This window comes from Streptomyces roseofulvus, assembly GCF_039534915.1.
In the GTDB taxonomy this organism is placed as follows: Bacteria; Actinomycetota; Actinomycetes; order Streptomycetales; family Streptomycetaceae; genus Streptomyces; species Streptomyces roseofulvus.
The window spans coordinates 6,413,227-6,429,740 of sequence record NZ_BAAAWE010000001.1 but is presented as its reverse complement, the minus strand read 5'-3'; the positions used below and the strand labels follow the sequence as shown (position 1 = coordinate 6,429,740).

15 protein-coding genes and 2 pseudogenes are annotated in these 16,514 nt (G+C 69.4%); 8 read left to right on the top strand and 9 right to left on the bottom strand.

The genetic code is table 11. From position 1 onward, the window contains the following. Nucleotides 1-60: 60 nt before the first annotated feature. A pseudogene (locus ABFY03_RS29590) lies at nt 61-597 on the bottom strand (amidohydrolase family protein); the annotation flags it as partial. Nucleotides 598-732: 135 nt separating this feature from the next. Here ABFY03_RS29590 and ABFY03_RS29585 point away from each other — a divergent pair. Continuing rightward, nucleotides 733-912, top strand: coding sequence for an AfsR/SARP family transcriptional regulator (locus tag ABFY03_RS29585; RefSeq protein ID WP_319013834.1), 180 nt, complete (start codon nt 733-735; stop codon nt 910-912). Nucleotides 913-1,341: 429 nt separating this feature from the next. Continuing rightward, on the top strand, nt 1,342-2,004 hold the full coding sequence (locus tag ABFY03_RS37960) for a LysR substrate-binding domain-containing protein (protein WP_386723548.1): 663 nt from the start codon (nt 1,342-1,344) through the stop codon (nt 2,002-2,004). Here the strand turns inward: ABFY03_RS37960 and ABFY03_RS29580 are convergent. The 3 genes and pseudogenes from ABFY03_RS29580 to ABFY03_RS29570 all read right to left on the bottom strand — a co-directional run bounded on the left by ABFY03_RS29580 (nt 1,938) and on the right by ABFY03_RS29570 (nt 5,156). Then, nucleotides 1,938-2,836 (bottom strand): annotated as a pseudogene (locus ABFY03_RS29580) (sigma-70 family RNA polymerase sigma factor). The gene ABFY03_RS37960 and the pseudogene ABFY03_RS29580 overlap by 67 nt on opposite strands. A 346-nt stretch (nt 2,837-3,182) precedes the next feature. After that, nucleotides 3,183-3,431 carry an FAD-dependent oxidoreductase gene (locus ABFY03_RS29575; protein ID WP_346172324.1) on the bottom strand — a complete coding sequence of 83 codons (249 nt, stop codon included), beginning with the start codon at nt 3,429-3,431 and terminating at the stop codon, nt 3,183-3,185. Nucleotides 3,432-4,320: 889 nt separating this feature from the next. Next, a protein-coding gene (locus ABFY03_RS29570; protein ID WP_428838198.1) for an IS5 family transposase occupies nt 4,321-5,156 on the bottom strand; the annotation gives its coding sequence in 2 pieces (ribosomal slippage) (nt 4,321-4,781 and nt 4,781-5,156; 837 coding nt in all). An 84-nt stretch (nt 5,157-5,240) separates the two neighbouring features. Here ABFY03_RS29570 and ABFY03_RS29565 point away from each other — a divergent pair. Further along, nucleotides 5,241-5,942, top strand: a complete 702-nt coding sequence (locus ABFY03_RS29565; protein WP_319013833.1) for a helix-turn-helix transcriptional regulator — start codon at nt 5,241-5,243, stop codon at nt 5,940-5,942. Between the two features lie 8 nt (nt 5,943-5,950). Here the strand turns inward: ABFY03_RS29565 and ABFY03_RS29560 are convergent, their stop codons facing one another. The 5 genes from ABFY03_RS29560 to ABFY03_RS29540 form a co-directional block, all read right to left on the bottom strand. Then, nucleotides 5,951-6,889, bottom strand: a complete 939-nt coding sequence (locus ABFY03_RS29560; protein WP_319013832.1) for a squalene/phytoene synthase family protein — start codon at nt 6,887-6,889, stop codon at nt 5,951-5,953. Nucleotides 6,890-6,898: 9 nt separating this feature from the next. Continuing rightward, nucleotides 6,899-8,224 carry an FAD-dependent oxidoreductase gene (locus ABFY03_RS29555; protein WP_319013831.1) on the bottom strand — a complete coding sequence of 442 codons (1,326 nt, stop codon included), beginning with the start codon at nt 8,222-8,224 and terminating at the stop codon, nt 6,899-6,901. Between the two features lie 56 nt (nt 8,225-8,280). After that, complete coding sequence (locus tag ABFY03_RS29550) at nt 8,281-9,552, bottom strand: DUF6545 domain-containing protein (protein WP_346171226.1); 1,272 nt, start codon at nt 9,550-9,552, stop codon at nt 8,281-8,283. Further along, nucleotides 9,545-10,210 carry a hypothetical protein gene (locus tag ABFY03_RS29545; protein WP_346171225.1) on the bottom strand — a complete coding sequence of 222 codons (666 nt, stop codon included), beginning with the start codon at nt 10,208-10,210 and terminating at the stop codon, nt 9,545-9,547. The genes ABFY03_RS29550 and ABFY03_RS29545 overlap by 8 nt, the downstream gene beginning before the upstream one ends. Nucleotides 10,211-10,721: 511 nt before the next feature. Further along, on the bottom strand, nt 10,722-10,925 hold the full coding sequence (locus ABFY03_RS29540; RefSeq protein WP_319013828.1) for a hypothetical protein: 204 nt from the start codon (nt 10,923-10,925) through the stop codon (nt 10,722-10,724). A 162-nt stretch (nt 10,926-11,087) separates the two neighbouring features. On the opposite strand from ABFY03_RS29540, the gene ABFY03_RS29535 reads away from it, so the two are divergent. The 5 genes from ABFY03_RS29535 (at nt 11,088) to ABFY03_RS29515 (ending at nt 16,413) form a co-directional block, all read left to right on the top strand. Next, the gene (locus ABFY03_RS29535) at nt 11,088-12,179 is read left to right on the top strand and encodes an IS630 family transposase (protein ID WP_346171224.1); all 1,092 of its coding nucleotides are present in this window, start codon (nt 11,088-11,090) and stop codon (nt 12,177-12,179) included. Nucleotides 12,180-13,008: 829 nt separating this feature from the next. Further along, the gene (locus ABFY03_RS29530) at nt 13,009-13,557 is read left to right on the top strand and encodes a hypothetical protein (RefSeq protein ID WP_319013826.1); all 549 of its coding nucleotides are present in this window, start codon (nt 13,009-13,011) and stop codon (nt 13,555-13,557) included. A gap of 92 nt (nt 13,558-13,649) precedes the next feature. Next, nucleotides 13,650-15,068 carry a hypothetical protein gene (locus ABFY03_RS29525; protein ID WP_319013825.1) on the top strand — a complete coding sequence of 473 codons (1,419 nt, stop codon included), beginning with the start codon at nt 13,650-13,652 and terminating at the stop codon, nt 15,066-15,068. After that, nucleotides 15,065-15,655 carry a hypothetical protein gene (locus ABFY03_RS29520; RefSeq protein ID WP_346171223.1) on the top strand — a complete coding sequence of 197 codons (591 nt, stop codon included), beginning with the start codon at nt 15,065-15,067 and terminating at the stop codon, nt 15,653-15,655. Before ABFY03_RS29525 ends, ABFY03_RS29520 begins: the two co-directional genes overlap by 4 nt. Nucleotides 15,656-15,669: 14 nt before the next feature. Continuing rightward, nucleotides 15,670-16,413 carry an ABC transporter ATP-binding protein gene (locus ABFY03_RS29515; protein ID WP_319013823.1) on the top strand — a complete coding sequence of 248 codons (744 nt, stop codon included), beginning with the start codon at nt 15,670-15,672 and terminating at the stop codon, nt 16,411-16,413. Nucleotides 16,414-16,514 lie beyond the last annotated feature (101 nt).

Below are 16,514 nucleotides of genomic sequence, written 5' to 3'. Positions count from 1 at the left end.
CCGAGACCGGGGGCGACCGGATCTTCCCGGCCGCCCCTCCGCCTCTCCGGCAGCGGTCAGCAGCTCCTTCTGTCCGACGAAGCAGAAGGGGCAGTGGTCGGTGGAGACCACCTGGAGGTCGTTCGTCCGCAGGCCCCGCCACAGCGCCGCCTGGTGCTCCTTCGGCCGCAGCGGCGTCGAGCACACGTACTTCGCGCCCTCGAAGTCCGGCTCCGCCAGGTTGTCCGTCGACAGGAAAAGGTACTGCGGACAGGTCTCCCCGAAGACCGGCAGACCCAGGTCCCGGGCCGCCGCCAGCTCGGCCACCGCCTCCTGCGCCGACACGTGGACGACGTACAGCGGCGAGCCCGCCACCCGGGCCAGCTGGATCGCCCGGTGCGTGGCCTCCGCCTCCAGCAGGGCCTTGCGGACCTCCCCGTGGTAGCGGGGGTCCGTCTCGCCCCGTGCCAGGGCCTGCTCCACCAGGACGTCGATCGCGATGCCGTTCTCCGCGTGCATCATGATCAGCCCGCCGGACCCCGCGGCCACCTGCATGGCCCGCAGGATCTGCCCGTCGTCCGAGTAGAAGACGCCCGGGTAGGCCATGAAGAACTTGAATTCGTTGAAGTACTCCCTGGGAGTCGCGAAGCCGCCACAGCCCGTTGAGGGTCCTCCTCCATCGTCGAGCTGCGCGCCACGTGATGCGTCACAAGAAGCAGCACCCGTTGCGCAAGCGCCCCGCGTCCCTTCTTGATGCGCGCACTACATCTGGCCGGCCGCCACTCCGACACACTGGAGGTCTACACACGGACCCGGCGGCTCCTGATCGACGAACTGGGTGTCGACCCAGGCCCTGAGCTGCGCGCCCTCCACGACCGATCCTGTCCGGGTCGCCATCCGCCGCGTACGAGGAGGCGTCGCCCGTCATCGTGACCGCTGCGGCTCCCACCGTCGCCCGTCGGCACCGAAGCCCTCCGCCGTGGCCTTTCCATCGGTGGAACGAGAGGTCCACCTCGCCGTGATCGTGACCCTCGCCGAGCGAGCGGCAGTCGCCGAGGGCGGCTTGGCCCTCGTGCCCGGCATCTACGGGCACGGCAAATCGCGCTTGCTCGATGAAGTCGCTCGCCTGATGCCGGCTGCGCGGCGGCTCAACCTGCCGAGGACTCGTTCCGTCGGGGACGCGCCCCCCGGTCTGCTCAACGCGATTCTGGGCGGGATCAGTCGCGGAGCAGGTGACGGTCGTGCGGCTTCCTCCGCTCTCCAGACCCACGTCACGGACCACCGGCTGGCGGAGCAGGTGTTCGCCCTTCTGGTCGAACGTGCCGCAGGTGCCCCGTTGGTACTCCTGGTGGACGATGTCCTGTGCATCGACGAGCGCTCGACGAAGGTCCTCACGCTGGTGGCACAGCGGCCGCTTACCACACGCGTCCTCCTTGTGCTGGCGGTGGAGGACCGTTCCTGGGATCCGGAGGCGTACCGGCGGACTTGGATCTGGGAAACGACGCGACCGTGCTCGCGGTCCACGCGGCGCACCCGCTGGCGGCGCGGGAGGCGGTCCGTCTGGAGGACCTCGCCGACGAGACGCTGCTGGTCATGGACTGCATGCCGGAGACGTCCAGGGCCCGACACATGCCCGACCACACGCCGTCGGGCCGCCCCGTGCACCTCAGAACGACGACGCGGTACTGGCAGGAACTGCTCGCCCTGGTGGCCTCTGGCGAGGGCGTCACCGTCGCCGCGCCCAGGGCACCCGCTACTACCCGCGCCCCAGCTCGTGTACCTCCCGATCGAGAACGTGGAACCCTTCGAGTAGCGATGATCTGGCGCTCCCACGACCTGTCGGCCGAGGCCCGCTCGTTCGTCCGAGCCGCCCTGAACCTCCACCCCAGCCCCCCCGGTCACGTCCGGCGCGGACCAGTCCTCGTGATCGGTTTGCCCCCGGCCGCCACCGCCCCCCGTCACGAGGCGCCGAGCGGCGTCCCGGAGACGAGGTGGGTCAGCCTCTCGGGGTTGCGGACGAAGTAGAGCCGGGTGATGCGGCCGTCCTCGACGCGGACGGCCATGACGCCGTCGAGTTCGCCACCCACGTGCATGGCTGGCGCTGGGCCGCCGTTGATGAGCGCTGGCTCCCAGGTGATGGGCTGCCGGACCTTGGCGGAGCCGCCGGTCCAGAAGCGGACTAGCTTGTCGGCGCCGACGATCGGGTGCAGCGCGGCCTGTTTGACGCCGCCGCCGTCGCTGAGCAGGACCACGTCCGGGGCGAGCATGTCGAGGAGGGCCTGCGGGTTGCCGGTCTCGACGGCGCGCCAGAAGGAATCGAGGGCCGCCCGCGTCTCGCGCGGGGAGGCGGTCCTCCGGGGGGGCGGCGGTCGCCGACGCGCTCGCGGGCGCGGTGCGCGATCTGGCAGACGGCGGCTGGGGTCTTGCCGACGGCCGCCGCGATCTCCTCATATTCCACCTCGAACACCTCGCAGAGCGCGAAGACGGCCCAATCGGTCGGCGCGAGGTTCTCCAGGGCGAGCATCATCGCCATCGACATGCTCTCAGCGAGTTCGATGTCATCGGCCACGCCCGGCGCCATCAGCAGCGGTTCAGGCAGCCACTGCCCGACGTACGCCTCGCGCCGCCGCAGTGTGCGCAGCCGGTTGAGGGCCTGCCGGGTGGTTACGCGGACGAGGCACGCCCGCGGGTCGTCGACGCGCTCCAGCGGGACCCGGACCCACCGCAGCCAGGTCTCCTGGAAGACGTCCTCGGCGTCGGCGGCGGAAGCGAGCATCTCGTGGGCCACCGTGAACAGCAGGTTCCGGTGGGCGACGAACGCCTCGGTCGCCGGATCGGTGCCGTGCCCGGCCGTCACACAGCCCCCTCCGGGGTCGCCCGTGGAGCGGGGCGCACGGGCGATCGGGAGCTGTCAGCCATGCGCGGCCGCCCCGCGGCCCGTCGGCAGCACGCCCTCCGCCATGACGCCCTCCGGCGCGGCCGTCCGGTCCGGCGCCGCGGCAAGGCGGTGCCTGCGCTTCGGCAGACCGAACGTCGGGGGCTCGGTCGCCCACAGCGACACCCCGATGATGCTGGCCTTGATCCGCGAGGCCTTATGCCCGCCGGCGTAGCCGGGCTTGGCCAGCCCCCGCCGTCGACCATCTGCAGGATGCCGTCGCGCCGGCCGAGGCTGATGTGGTTGCCGACGTAAGGGAGCTTGGCGTTCAGCACCTCGCGGCCGGCCAGCCGGGCCACGATCGCCTCGGTGGCCTGCCAGCCGGTGAAACCGGCCGACGCGCAGGACATCGGCGCGGCAATCCGTTGTCGCCGAGCGTGAAGACGCTGTCGCCGACGGCGTAGACGTCGGGATGCGACACGGACCGCATGGTCCGGTCGACGACGATCCGCCCCCCCGTGACCTCCAGCCCGGACGCGGCGGCGACGGACCCGACGGCGAACCCAGCCGTCCACACGACGGCGTCGGCCGCCAGGACCGTGCCGTCGGCACACCGTGCCTGCGACCGCCTCGACGGCCGTGACGGTGACGTGCTGCAGGACAGCGATGCCGAGCCGGTCGCAGGCGCGGCGCAGGTGCGCACAGGCACCGGCCGAGAGCGGGCGCCGAGTTCGCCGCGAGCGATCAGCGTCACGCCCGAGCCCGGGCCGGGTCTCGGCGATCTCGAGGGCGGTCTCGATGCCGGTGAGCCCGTCGCCGACGACCAGCACCCGTCCCCCCACGCAGCCCGTCCAGCCGCTCGCGCAGCCGCTGCGCGGACGGCCGGGCACGCCGTGGTCGGCACCGTGGCTGCCGAGCGCGTGCACCAGGGTGTCGTACCCGACCTCGGCGCGCCCGCTGGCGCCGTCGAGGACCACGGTCCGCCGCCCGCCTCGACGCCGGTGACCCGGCGATCCACAGGTCGATCCCCGTCCCCGCGAAGACATCGGCGAGCGCCGGCGCGGCGATGTCCCGCCCGGCCGCGAGCTGGTGGAGCCGCAGCCGCTGCACGAAGTTCGGCTCGGCGTTGACCACGGTGATCCCGACGTCCCGCGGCGACAGCCGCCGGGCCAGCGCCCCCGCCACGTACGCCCCGGCGTACCCGACCCCGAGGATGACGATGCGATGCCTGTCCATGTCACGCTCCTGTGGTTGGCCCCTGCGCCGGAAGCGGCCCGACCCAGCCGCACCGCCACCCGATCCGAGGCTGTACGACCCCCAGACACCACCCCCGCCGCCACCGTGACGCGATGTAATGCGGCTCACGTCACGGCGGTTCGGCGCGTGAGATGTCGTTGTCGCGCCAGGCCGCAGAGGGTCGGCCGCAGGCCATCGTGACTCGGCGGGGAATAAGCGGCTAAGAGGTCCTAACAAAGGCGTTGGACGTGTCGGTGGGTGATGAGACAGGTGGCGAGGCCGAGGAAGGCTTCGTGGATGTCGTCGCGTCGTTCCCATCGGATGCGCAGGCGGCGGAATCCGTGGAGCCAGGCGATGGTGCGTTCAACGACCCAGCGGTGGACGCCGAGGCCCGAGCCGTGTGGGACACCGCGTCGGGCGATCACCGGTTTGACGCCCTGGGCCCAGACGAGGCGGCGGTATTTGTCGTGGTCGTAGCCGCGGTCGGCCAGCAGTGTGTCCGGTCGTCGTCGCGGCCGTCCGACCAGGCCGGCGACGGACGGGATCCTCGCGAGCAGGGGCATCAACTGCGTCACGTCGTTGCGGTTGCCGCCGGTCAGCGACACGGCGAGCGGGATGCCCTGTCCGTCGACGAGGACGTGATGCTTGCTGCCCGGACGTGCGCGGTCGACCGGGCTGGGTCCGCTTTTGGGCCGCGCCGAGCGGCCCTGACATGACTGGAGTCGATCACCGCCCGGGACCAGTCGAGCTGCTTCGCCGACCGCAACTTCGTCAGCAGAACGACATGGAGCCGGTCCCACACACCCGCCTCGTTCCATGCGGCAAGCCGCCGCCAACACGTCATGCCGGAGCCGAAGCCGAGCTCCTGGGGCAAGTACTCCCACTGGATCCCCGTGTGAAGCACGAAGAGGATCCCGCACAGAGCCTTCCGGTCAGGAACCCGCGGGCGCCCCGCCACCAGCTTCGGCGCCGGGACTGGCAGCAACGGCTCGATCAGCAGCCACAGTTCGTCCGAAACGATCCACGGCCGAGAGTTCCTCTTCCCCACGAACGGACCAACGAGCATCCAAGCCGACAGTCACACCATCAATGGCTTCTGTTAGGACCTCTAACCTGCACCCATCGCCCACCGCCTCTGGAGAACGCGCGTATGAAGGCCGCCCACCCGACGCACGATGACCTCGCGGCGCTGATCACGGCGATCAACGAGCTGCTTCCCTCGGCGGGGATGAGCTACGACGACCTGGAGCTGGACGCCGTCGCCTACGAGACCGGTATCTCAGAAGAGGTCATCCGTGCCCTTCTCCATGGTCGGCCGGTCCCGGACGAGCAGTTGAACCTGCCCTTCGCCGAGCGCCTGGCGTTCCTGCTCAAGACCCGGCTCGCACCTGACGGGAAGCCGTACAGCAAGGCTTTCATCGCAGACGCGCTCGGCATCTCTCGGGCGATGGTCTTCGCACTGTTCAAGGGCGACCGTGAAGCCGGCAGAGCGGTGGCCGCCGAGCTGGAGGAGTTCTTCCGTGTGGACCCGGGCTTCCTGAGCACGAGCGGCCGGCGGGCCCTCGCGCGGGCGTTGCGGCCCATCTACGCGACTCTCTCCATGGTGAGCGACCTCCGGGAGAAGCGTGTCAGCCACCTCGCGATGCGCAGCAGCGTCGGCGTTCCCGACATCAGGCTTGCCGGCCAGCTGCAGGAGGCCGTCCACGCGGTCCTCAACCCTGCCGAGCCGGATCCCGAGGCGGACGCCGCGGAGAGGGAACTGCGGGAGCTCACAGACCAGGTCCGCGCGCTCGCCCCGAACTCCCGCTCGCACGTGCTTCGCAACATACGCAAGTTCCTGGGCCAGCAGTGACGGCCTGGTCAGCGCGCCCTTCGAAGCCCCTCCGAGCCGCTGCCCGAAGTCCGCACGAACAGCTCCCGCAACACTATGACCCCGCACAGCACTGGCGAGGGCCCGCAGGGACGGGCCACGAGCGACGCTCCCGCCTTGTGGACGGCTGCCGAACGCACCTCTTGCACACGGAGCACCGCCCGCAGGAACGGCCGGTATTCCGGCGACACCAGGTCCATGATGGACTGCGCCTCCCTCAACGCGATGTCAGCGGCGTGCGCTTGAGCGGCGATGAGCGCTGCGACCTCTGGCTCTGCCGCTCTCTCCGGGCGCAGGTCGTTCGAGGACAGCCCGTGCCGTGCGAGGGCCTCGTCCGAAAGGCCGAGCCTGCCCTCCTGAATGTCCTCCGACATGTCTTCCAGGAAGTCCAGCCGTTGCATGGCCGTGATCAGAGCCAGGCATCCGCGTTCGAATTCGGCAGCCGCCGCGGCGCCATCGGGAGACAGCAGCGACATGGAGAGCATCAAGGCCGGCAGCGAGTACTCCTCGATGTACCGTCCGACCTCTGCCTCCGAGCTGAACCGCGACCACGCCACCTCCTGGACGGCTCCGGCGAGGAATGCCACAACACGGCGACGCAGCGCCGGGTGGCGGCCCACCGTCCATGCGAGGACCTGAAGCACCGGCTGCGGGGACGTGCCGTGGGCGAGAGCCTCGCTCGTGAGCGTTCGCCATTGCCGTAACGCCGCTTCACGTTCACGGCGGTGCCCGCGGTCGATCCGGTCATCGGTCTCGTGCATGAAGGCAACCAACGCGATGACATCCGGCTGAAGCCGGGCGGGCAGGAGCAGGCGAGCCGCCAGGTACTCGGCCGGAGCGAACCGCCTCACCCCTTGGCACTGGTCCGTGTATCCACGACGAGCCTGCCGTTCCCGAACACCGGCGACGTCGAGGACACCCTTCCACATGGCCGTTCCCTAGCTGCTGAGCAGCACGCGGGCCGCGCGGGCGAGAAATCGCACGTCGGTCAGAGCCTTCGGCCGCAGTTCCATGTTCACGACCCCCATATACCTCGCGTTCACAGCGGCGTCGCGAACCGATGCCTCCGTCAGCCGGTCGGCGACCCACTTCTGCGCACGGTAGCCGCGGGGGTAGGGGCCGCTCACGTGGGGCTGGGCGAGATCGGCTGCTGTGGAGAGCTGCCAGGCGCTGTTCACGACCGCTTCGGCGAGACGGAAGTAGTCCCAGGCCGGATCGCGCAGCGAAGGGGCGGAGCGAAGATAGGCGTTGAGGGCATTGGCCTCCAGGGACGCCAGCGTCAGGCCTTGGCCGTAGACCGGATTCACGCTGGCCAGCGCGTCGCCGACAACAGCGAGACCGCTGGGGAACCGAGTCAGGCGCGAATGCACCCGGCGGCGGCTCTCCAGGAACCGGTACGTCCTGACCTCGCCGATCATCTCGCAGAGGTCGGCCACGCGCCGGATCGGGGCGACGCAGCGACGCATGCGCCGGAGGAACTCCTCGCGGTCGGGCCCTGGGCGGTGATCTGCGTAGCCGGCCAGGACGACCGACCAGCGGTCGCCCTCCACCGCGGCGAGCGCACCCGGCTCCGTCGATGTGGGCAGGTAGTCGCTGGCAGGCCCGGGGCTGGAGTGGGCGATGACAGTGCTGCCCAGCTCGTCGCCCCGGCGGAAGGCGGCCGTGGCGTAACCGAGATCGATCCTCATGCCGTCGACGGGCGCCTTGCTCCAGCCATGCCGCACGAGCCAGTCCTCGAGCGGGCTGTTCCGCCCCATCGCGTCCACCACGAAGGCGGCGTCAACCGTCTCGCCGCCCTCACAACCGTCTTCCGTATCGGGCGTCGATGCCTTCACGCCGACCACACCGCCCGCGCGGAACACAAGCCCGGTGGCCCGGGTCTGGCTAATCCGTACATTGGGGATGGCCAGAACGCGGCGCCGCAGGTGGCTCTCCAGGAACGGCCTGGTGGCACCGAGCATGCGCGCGCCCGCCACCGGAGCCTTGAGACGCCCGTCCAGGTAGAACTGAACGTCGGTACCCGCGCCGAGCCGGGCGCCGGACCGCACCAGTTCGTCGGTGATCCCGGGGAACCAACGCTCCAGCTGCGTATGGCCCATGGACAACAGGGCGTGCAGTTGGTGCCGTTGCGGGGCACGCCGCCCGAGTCCGTCGGCTCCCACCACGTCGGGCTCCATCACCACGACGTCGTCGAAGTGGTCGCTCAGCACACGGGCAGCGAACAGGCCGCCGTAGCTTCCGCCCATGACGATGGCCCGCTTCACATGACCCCCCTCGCGGCACGACGGCCGCGTCCTCTCTCGCTGTTGCTCCGGGCACATTACCTGGCGCCTCCAGGCATCTGCTGGGCGTCGGTGTGCCGGGCCCGCAGTGCGCACAGCGCCGAGGCAACCAGTGCGTGGTCCAAATGCGCCGCGACGAGCAGAAGACGGGCTCGCTCGTCGGACGCTGCGGTGTCTTCCCCCGGCAGCGCCGGCACGGGCGTGCCGGAGGGAACCGGCCGGTCCAGCTGCGAACACGCTGCGTCGTACCGGGCCGCGTGCAGGCGTTGGACGGCATCGCGCAGCACGGCCGCCGTCACGATGGCCTGCCAGGTTGCCGGCGACCGGACAGAGGCGTCGGCTTCCACGTGCCGCCGTATCGTCTCGACCGCATCGGCGGAAGACCAGGCGCGCAGCACCCGCATGCCGTCGAGGATCTCGACCACCCAGCGGTGCAGTGTGAAGCGGACGTTCACAAGGCGCAAGCCGGGGCTGCTCCGGTCCAGTGCGAGCCTGTCGTCGACGTCCAGGACGGCGAGCTGCCGCAACGGCTGGAGGGCCTTGATGTCCCGCCGCTCGCGCAGCCACGCGCTCACGGCCGCACCGGTCATGCCGTAACCGGTGAGAACGGCGGCCAGGGTGCCGAACAGCGACCCGACAGCGCCCAGGTCTTCGAGAGCACGACTGCCCAAGCTCGCGAGGAGGACAGCTGGGGCGTTGCACAGCACGTAGCCGAAACAGATCACCATGGCCACGCTGAAGTAGCGAACCGCGTGCTGGAGCGCGGGATCTTCCGGGGTGGTGCGGCGTGCCCGGCGGGCGGTGCTGAGCGTGGCGCAGGACAGCGCTCCCAGGAACAGCCCCAGGAACAGGAGGACAGCGGTCTGATCGGCGAAGTCCGTGTTGAAGTGCATCGGGTCCGCGGGGCGCCCGTCAAGGTCCGCTGACCAGAAGGCCGCCGCCATCGCCACGAGGACACCGCCGTAGATCCCGGCCCATGCACGCGCGCGCTGGTTCACCCGTGCACGTTCAAGAGGAGTCGTGGTGACGGTCCACAGCATGGTGAGGACGTGCGTGGTGGCGTAGCAGAAGATGATCCCTGCGTAGATGGGGAGGGTGGCTGCGCTGGGGCGGCCGGTGAGCGCGCCCAGACCGCGGTATCCGGCCGGACTGGCCGCCACGTACACCAGGACCGACACCGCGAAACTTCCGGTGATCAGGGCCAGCGTGGCTGTGCGTTCCCGAAGGAGGGCAGCGCCTTTCGCGATGCCGATGAGCAGGTTGATCCCTGCCACGCCGAGGTAGACGGCCGTCGTCGTGTTCTCAGACACCGGCGCTCCTGTGGATGAAGGTCGACGATACCCGCTCGTCCCTGGGAGTCTCCGAGAGGTGGAGGCGTTGCAGCATGGTCGTCGCGAACGTTTCCGCCCCCAGCTCAGCCTTCCTGGCGTAGTGGGAGCGGGTGAGGACCCGGAGCACGGCCTCGGGCCTGACGCCCGGCATGAGCAGACGAATCGTGTCCGCGTCCATCTCCATGTCGTGGCCGCCGTCTTCTGCGGGGTGCTCCTTCCAGAGATGGAAGAGCTCGTGCAGGATGGCGTGAGCCTGCGTCAGCTGGCCCGCCTGCGCGTCGACGACGACGTAGTCGCGGTCCTGGCCGCGGATACAGAAGGCGGACACCTCAGGCGGCAACGGAATCCGGACCGTGGTGATCCTCTTGCCTTGCTTCACCTCGACCGCCCTGACCACGGAGTCCATGTCGCTGGCGCCCATGAGACCCAGGTCGCGGTTGATCAAGCGCCGGGCCTGCCGTGTGGCTGCCCAGAGAAGCGCCTGCCGGCGCAAGGCTCCCCATCGGTCGGCCGCCCGCCGTCCGCCCACGCCCGGACGTGTCAGCTTCGTCGGCATTTCTGTATCTCCCCCGGTGATCTCGGTGCTTTCGTTCCGGCCGGACCACGCCGTGGCCAGGCCCCGGCTCACCGCCGTCATCGCCCATTCCTCCGAACCGACGGGCGGCGTGGAAGAGAGCTCCAGTGAGCCCTTGCACGAGCCTGGCCCTGGTTCTCATGCGGCGAGCTCCCTTCACTCGACTCACCATGCGCACGCACAGCCCTACCGACGCGTTGTTCAGCGACCATCATTCTCCATGGCTTCGTCTACTCACGGAGAGTTAGGCTCCTGTATCGGCTTGACACCCGCAAGGGATCAAGGACGCCCGGCGCATTGCGCGATGGGGCAGGGGGAGACCGTGAACGAGACCCGCGAAACGACCCATGAGGACGAGAGCCCCAGCCTGTCCGAAGAAGATGTGCGGCTCTCTTGACAGGCGCGCGGCTCGAGGACCACGACCTGCAGGCCGACGATCCACGGCTGGAAACCCTCCGAAGGCTCGAGTCGTCTTCACCGAACCCCTCACCGGCAGGCGCAGCACACAACCCCTGTGACAGGTCGAACGTGAGTTGGTCCGCCAGGAACTTGACGTATTCGAGGAACGACTTCGTCACCTCAGACGGATCCCGCCGCTGCTGGACACCTTGGACCCCACCGCGATCAGCGCATCCCGCGACTCCACGAACGGCGTCGAGATCATCATCAGCCCCGTCGCCGCCCACCGTCTCCTCCGCAGCGCGATCGAGAACTCCACGGACGTCTGGGCGTCCCAGACACAGCCAAGACACGCGGGTCGGTTGGCGGCCTCGGCCATCCGCGACGTCGCCATCCTGGACAAGAACCAGGGCGCCGTCCGCTACCGCAACTTGTATCCGACAAGCGCCCGAACTCGTGCCCCCGAGACCGATTACGCCAAAAGAACCGCAAGACAGGATTCGCCTAGTGTCCTGAGTCGGAGATTCGTCGTTGGTTGGGTATGAGTCGTCCGGGTCCGAAGATTCCGCCGTTGTCGGTCACTGATGCCCAGAGGGTGGTGCTGGAGGGCTGGTTACGCCGCCGGACGACGGCCCAGGCCCTGGCTCAGAGGTCGCGGATCGTGCTGGAGTGCGCCGAGGGCCACTCGATCATGGAGGTGTCCCGCCGGCTGCGGATCACTCCGGACACGGTCCGCACCTGGCGGCGCCGGTTCATCGAACGTGGCCTGGACGGTTTGTGCGACGACCCGAGGCCCGGTGTCCCGCGGAAGATCACCGATGCCGACGTCGAGCGCGTGATCGTCAAGACGTTGGAGGAGACGCCGAAGAACGCGACCCACTGGTCGACCAGGTCGATGGCGGCGGCGACGGGCATGTCGCAGTCGACCATCTCGCGGATCTGGCGGGCGTTCGCCCTGGCGCCGCACCGGGCCCAGACCTTCAAGCTGTCCACCGACCCGTTGTTCATCGACAAGGTCCGCGACGTCGTCGGCCTCTACCTCGATCCGCCGGAGAAGGCCCTCGTCCTCTGCGTGGACGAGAAGTCGCAGATCCAGGCCCTGGACCGGTCCCAGCCGGTCCTGCCGATGATGCCCGGGGTTCCCGAACGCCGCAGCCACGACTACGTCCGGGCCGGCACCACGACGCTGTTCGCCGCGTTGGAGGTTGCCACCGGCAAGGTCATCGGCTCCCTCCACCGCCGCCACCGGGCGGCGGAGTTCAAGAAGTTCCTGGCCAAGCTCGACAAGGAAGTCCCGGCTGATCTCCAGGTTCATCTGATCCTGGACAACTACGCGACGCACAAGACGCCCGACATCAAGAAGTGGCTGCTGGCCCACCCGCGTTTCCACCTGCACTTCACACCCACCAGCGCGTCCTGGCTGAACCTGGTCGAGCGGTGGTTCGCCGAACTCACGCAGAAGAAGCTCAAGCGCGGCGTCCACCGCTCGGTCCAGTCCCTCGAACGCGACATCCGGGCCTGGCTCGCCGACTGGAACGAGCACCCCAGACCCTTCGTCTGGACCAAAACAGCCGACGAGATCCTCGACAAAGTCGCCGCCTCCTGCCGACGAATCTCCGACTCAGATCACTAGAACAGGACGTCCTCGCGCAGGTTCCCCCGCATGGCCATCACCGACTCCCTGGCGATGATCTCCGACCGCCGTGTGGGCGAGGGCACGAACGCACCGGCCATCGTCACCCGAGAACCGGCGCTGCTGGCGTGGCTGCGAGTGGAGTTCGAGCCTCACTGGAGGTCGCCGACCGCTGGTTCCCGGTCCCGCCGGACGCCCCAAGCGACCGCGAGCTCACCGAACGCGACATCCTCCAGACGCGCTCCCAAGCAGCAGCCGAGAAGTCATCACCCGGACGCTCGAGATCAGCCGCCGCACGTACACGAACTACATGGCTGGCCTCCGCGATCGCTTCCGGGTGAAGACGAACGAACAGCTGATGCTCGAACTCGACCACCACCGGTTGCACCCCACGACGAGCTGGATCACCCGAAGTGATCCCTCGCCCCCGCTGCGACCAAGGCTGCCGGCCTCCGGGACGGACCTCGCCGCACCGACCGACCGAACCCCACAGCTGAGCCGTGACGGACATGTCGTCGGCTTCCCCGTCATCGGCGCCGGGTCCGTGGCGTGCCCGAAGGCCACGCCCGCAAAGGAGCAGAGAGACAGCGCTGCCGGTGAGCCGCACCGGCGAACGCCCCCTGTTCGACCGCCGATCGGAGGCTCCTCGGCGCGGGGCGCTCACGCGTGCGGCCGTCCGGCCGGCGCGAGAGGACATCTTCGCGCCAACTGGATCGGTTTCGGTCGCAATCTCCAGGATCACCCCCGGAAGTGGGGCCTCCGACACATCGAGTCTGCAATTGTGGACTACGCCGTCCGGCAACCACACCACCAACCCATGGGGGGAACCATGACCCGCACCATGTCCGCACGCGCCGCGATGATCGCGGCGCTGGCGGCGGCGACGCTCGTCGGCACCGTCACCTCGGCGAGCGCGGCAAGCGCTTCGTCCTCGGGCGACGACGCCTACGTCACCAATCCCTCGGAGCAGGGACTCATCGAGCTGTACTCGACCCCTGACCCCGGGCAGATAGGGCCGATGAACTGGGAGGGCTCCCTCGGCGGCTGGGGCCCGGGCAACTTCGAGTCCCGCCACTGGGCCGACAACGACTACACCGAGATCCAGTTCACCGGCTGCGCGGTGTCGTCGGGGACCGGCACGTCCGTCACCGTGAAGCTCTGGCAGGCCATCCCCTTCAGCCTCGACAAGGACATGGGGAACAAGACCTTCACCAACTGCTTCAACGGCGCGTCCTACACCTCGCGCGGTGAGTGGAACGCCCACTACGACAACGGCGACAACCGGTACTTCACGATTCCGGCGATCAACGGTTCCGGAACCATCCGCACGACGGTTTCCGTGAGCAAGGTGTACGTCGACACGTCGCTGGCCGACTGACGACCGGTTCACGTCGACCTATGACCGGCTGACATCAACAGGCCGGGGGGGCCTCGCCCTCCCGGCCCTCCCCCACTGAGATCGGTGCCCCATTGAAGCTTCGAGCCCTCCTGCGCTCTTCCGCTGCGATCTGGACCGCCCCCGTCTGGGGCGGCATCATCGCCTTCTACTTCTTCTACGCCCTGCACCTGGAGGACCCGTACGAGGAGGTGGTCGCCGGACCGCTCTGGGGTGCCCAGCAAGTGAGCCTCGCCCTGGACTACTTCTACGCGTTCGCCTACGCGATCACCCTCGGCCTCGCCACATGGGAAGGCGGCCGCCTGAAGCGGGACCGGGTCTGGGAGATGGCGCCCAGCAGGGCCCGATGGACCGTGGCAGGGCAGATGCTCACCCCCTCGGTGGGGGCCGGGTGGGCGATTCTGGTACTGCCCGTCGCCATGCGCTTGATCGAGACCGGTCTCGTCCCCACGTTCACCGCCAGCCTTCCCCTCTTCATGGGCATGGGCATCGTGTGTGCGTACGCCGTGGTCGGCTGCGTCCTCGGCCACCTCGCCCCGCGCGCGATCGCTGCCCCGTTCGGCGCCGTCGCCGCCTTCTACGTGATCAGCAAGACGTCGGCCTTCAGCGATCCCATCTGGCCGCGGCACGTGTCCGGGCAGCTGAGCACGAGCGTCGCCTTCGGCGAGTATTACTCACCCCCGACCGTCCTCATCCCCCTCCTCTTCGCCGCGGCCGTAGCGTTCGCCGTCGCGGTCTGGTGGAGCTCCCCACGGCTTCCCCTGCGGCTCCTGGCGACGCTCGCCGCTCTGGCAGTCGTCGTCGTGAGCGCGCGAACGGCGTCCGGGTGGGGGGTCACCAACGGTCCGGTCAGCGCCGGCCACGCCACTGTCCGCTGCGCCGGCTCGGAACCCCGGGTCTGCATGGCCGAGACCGGAGGAGCCGTCGAGCGCCTGGGCAACGTGCGATCCGAGATCGTCGACTCCATGGAGAAGCTCCAGGCAGCTGGCATCGGCGTCACTGTCCCGTCCACCGTCACCGACGGTCTGCTGTACGAACGCTCCCTCACCCGCCCCCGTTCGAACAGCTCGACCTGGTGGCTCCCGCTGACCGCCCAAACGGAGGCGGCAGGGCCGAAGGGCCGTCTCACGGGCATCCGCCTGGCTGTTCTGTACAGCGCCGTGACCTTCCCCTGCTCTATCCCCACGGTGAATACTCCGGGCGTGTCCGCCAACTGGATCATCAACCACGACGCCGCCATGCTGTGGGCCGCGAACACCCTCGGCGTCCAGGATGCCTACCTCGGCAGGCGGGTCGGCGAATACGGTCAGTTCGCGAACGGGTCCGAGATCCTGGCGGCGGTCCGCAAGCGCGCGGCGCAGGGCCTGGCGCTGCCCACCGCCGCGGAACGTTCGGCATGGTTCGGGCGGGAGCAGGCCAAGGCCTGCCAGCTGGTCCCGAAACAGCCCGCCCGCGGCGAGGCCGGAGTCGGCGACCGGGGGGCGGACTCGTGATCTGGTGGTGGAAGGGGCGACGCATCACGGAGGTCGTGCTGCCGGGCGTCCTGGCGTTCTCCCTGCTCACCGTCCTCGCTCACGGCGAGTCGGTGAGGCTGCCCGGCCTGCTGACACCAGGAGGCGGCCTCCTCTTCCTCATGCATCTCACGCCGTTGATCGTGACGGGCACCCTCGCGCACAGCCTCGATCAGCGCCTGCCCGAGGCGGAGGGACTGTCGGTGCGGCCAGTCCCGCTGTGCGACATGGCGCTCGCCTTCTTCGCCACGGTCGCGTCCGCGTCGGCCGCCGCTGCCGTCGGCGCGGTCGCGGACTCCTCGACGGCATTCGAGGCCGCCCGAAACACGCTGTTCCTCAGCGGCCTCATGCTCCTCGGGGCCGCGGTCCACCCGCGGGCGATGTCCCTCGTCCCGGTGGCCTGGGTGTTCATCGCGGCCTTCGCCGGATACCGCGACCTCCGGCGACCGTGGCCGTGGGCGGTGACCCTGCATCCCGCCGGCTACCTCCCCACCGCCTTCTTCTGCCTGGTGGTCTTCCTCGGCGGCTTGGCCGCACTCCACCGCACCCGTCGCCACGCCGTCTCCTGAAAGGCCGCCACCCCGTGTCCATCGAACTCGATTCCGTCTCCTTCGCGTACGGACGCCGCGCCCGCAGCATCCTCTCCCGCATGAGCTACACCGTCCCCGATGGGCTCACCGTCCTGCTGGGCCCGAACGGTGCCGGGAAGACGACCACGTTGAAGCTGGCCGCCGGAGTGAACCAGCCCGACCAGGGAACCGTGCGTCTCGGCGGCCTGCCCTCCCACTCCAAGGCATACCGCTTGAAGGTCGCTTGGATGCCGCAGACCATCACAGCCATGACAGGTCTCACGGCCCGCGAGCAGGTCGCCTACACGGGGTGGCTGAAAGGGATGAACCGCCGGGCCGCCTGGGACGCGTCCGCGGAGGCGCTGAAGCAGGTCCGGATGACGGAGCACTCCGACATGAAGGCGAAACGTCTGTCCGGAGGCCAGCTGCGGCGCGTCGGCGTCGCCTGCGCCCTCGTCCACGGAGCGGAGGTCCTGCTGCTCGACGAGCCCACGGCCGGTATGGATCCGACACAGCGCCGAATTTTCCGCGACCTTGTCCTCGGTCTCGCCTCCCGGGAAGTACAGGTTCTCCTCTCGACCCACGACGTCGCCGACCTGGCAGAAGAGGCAGACCACGTCACCACCCTCACCGAGGGCACGATCACGTTCTCCGGTTCCACCGCCGACTTCCTCGCGCACGCGCCCGCGTCCGTGCCGGAGGCGCGGCGGGCGGAATCCGCGTATTCGGCCCTGACGGGATACAGGGCCACCCGCTAGTACTCCAGCAGGACTTTGGTGTCTGACCTGGGGCGATGCCGGGCGGCTGGAGTGCAGCGGGACGGGAGTTGGTCAGGGGTGGTCTCGAAGAGACCGCCCCT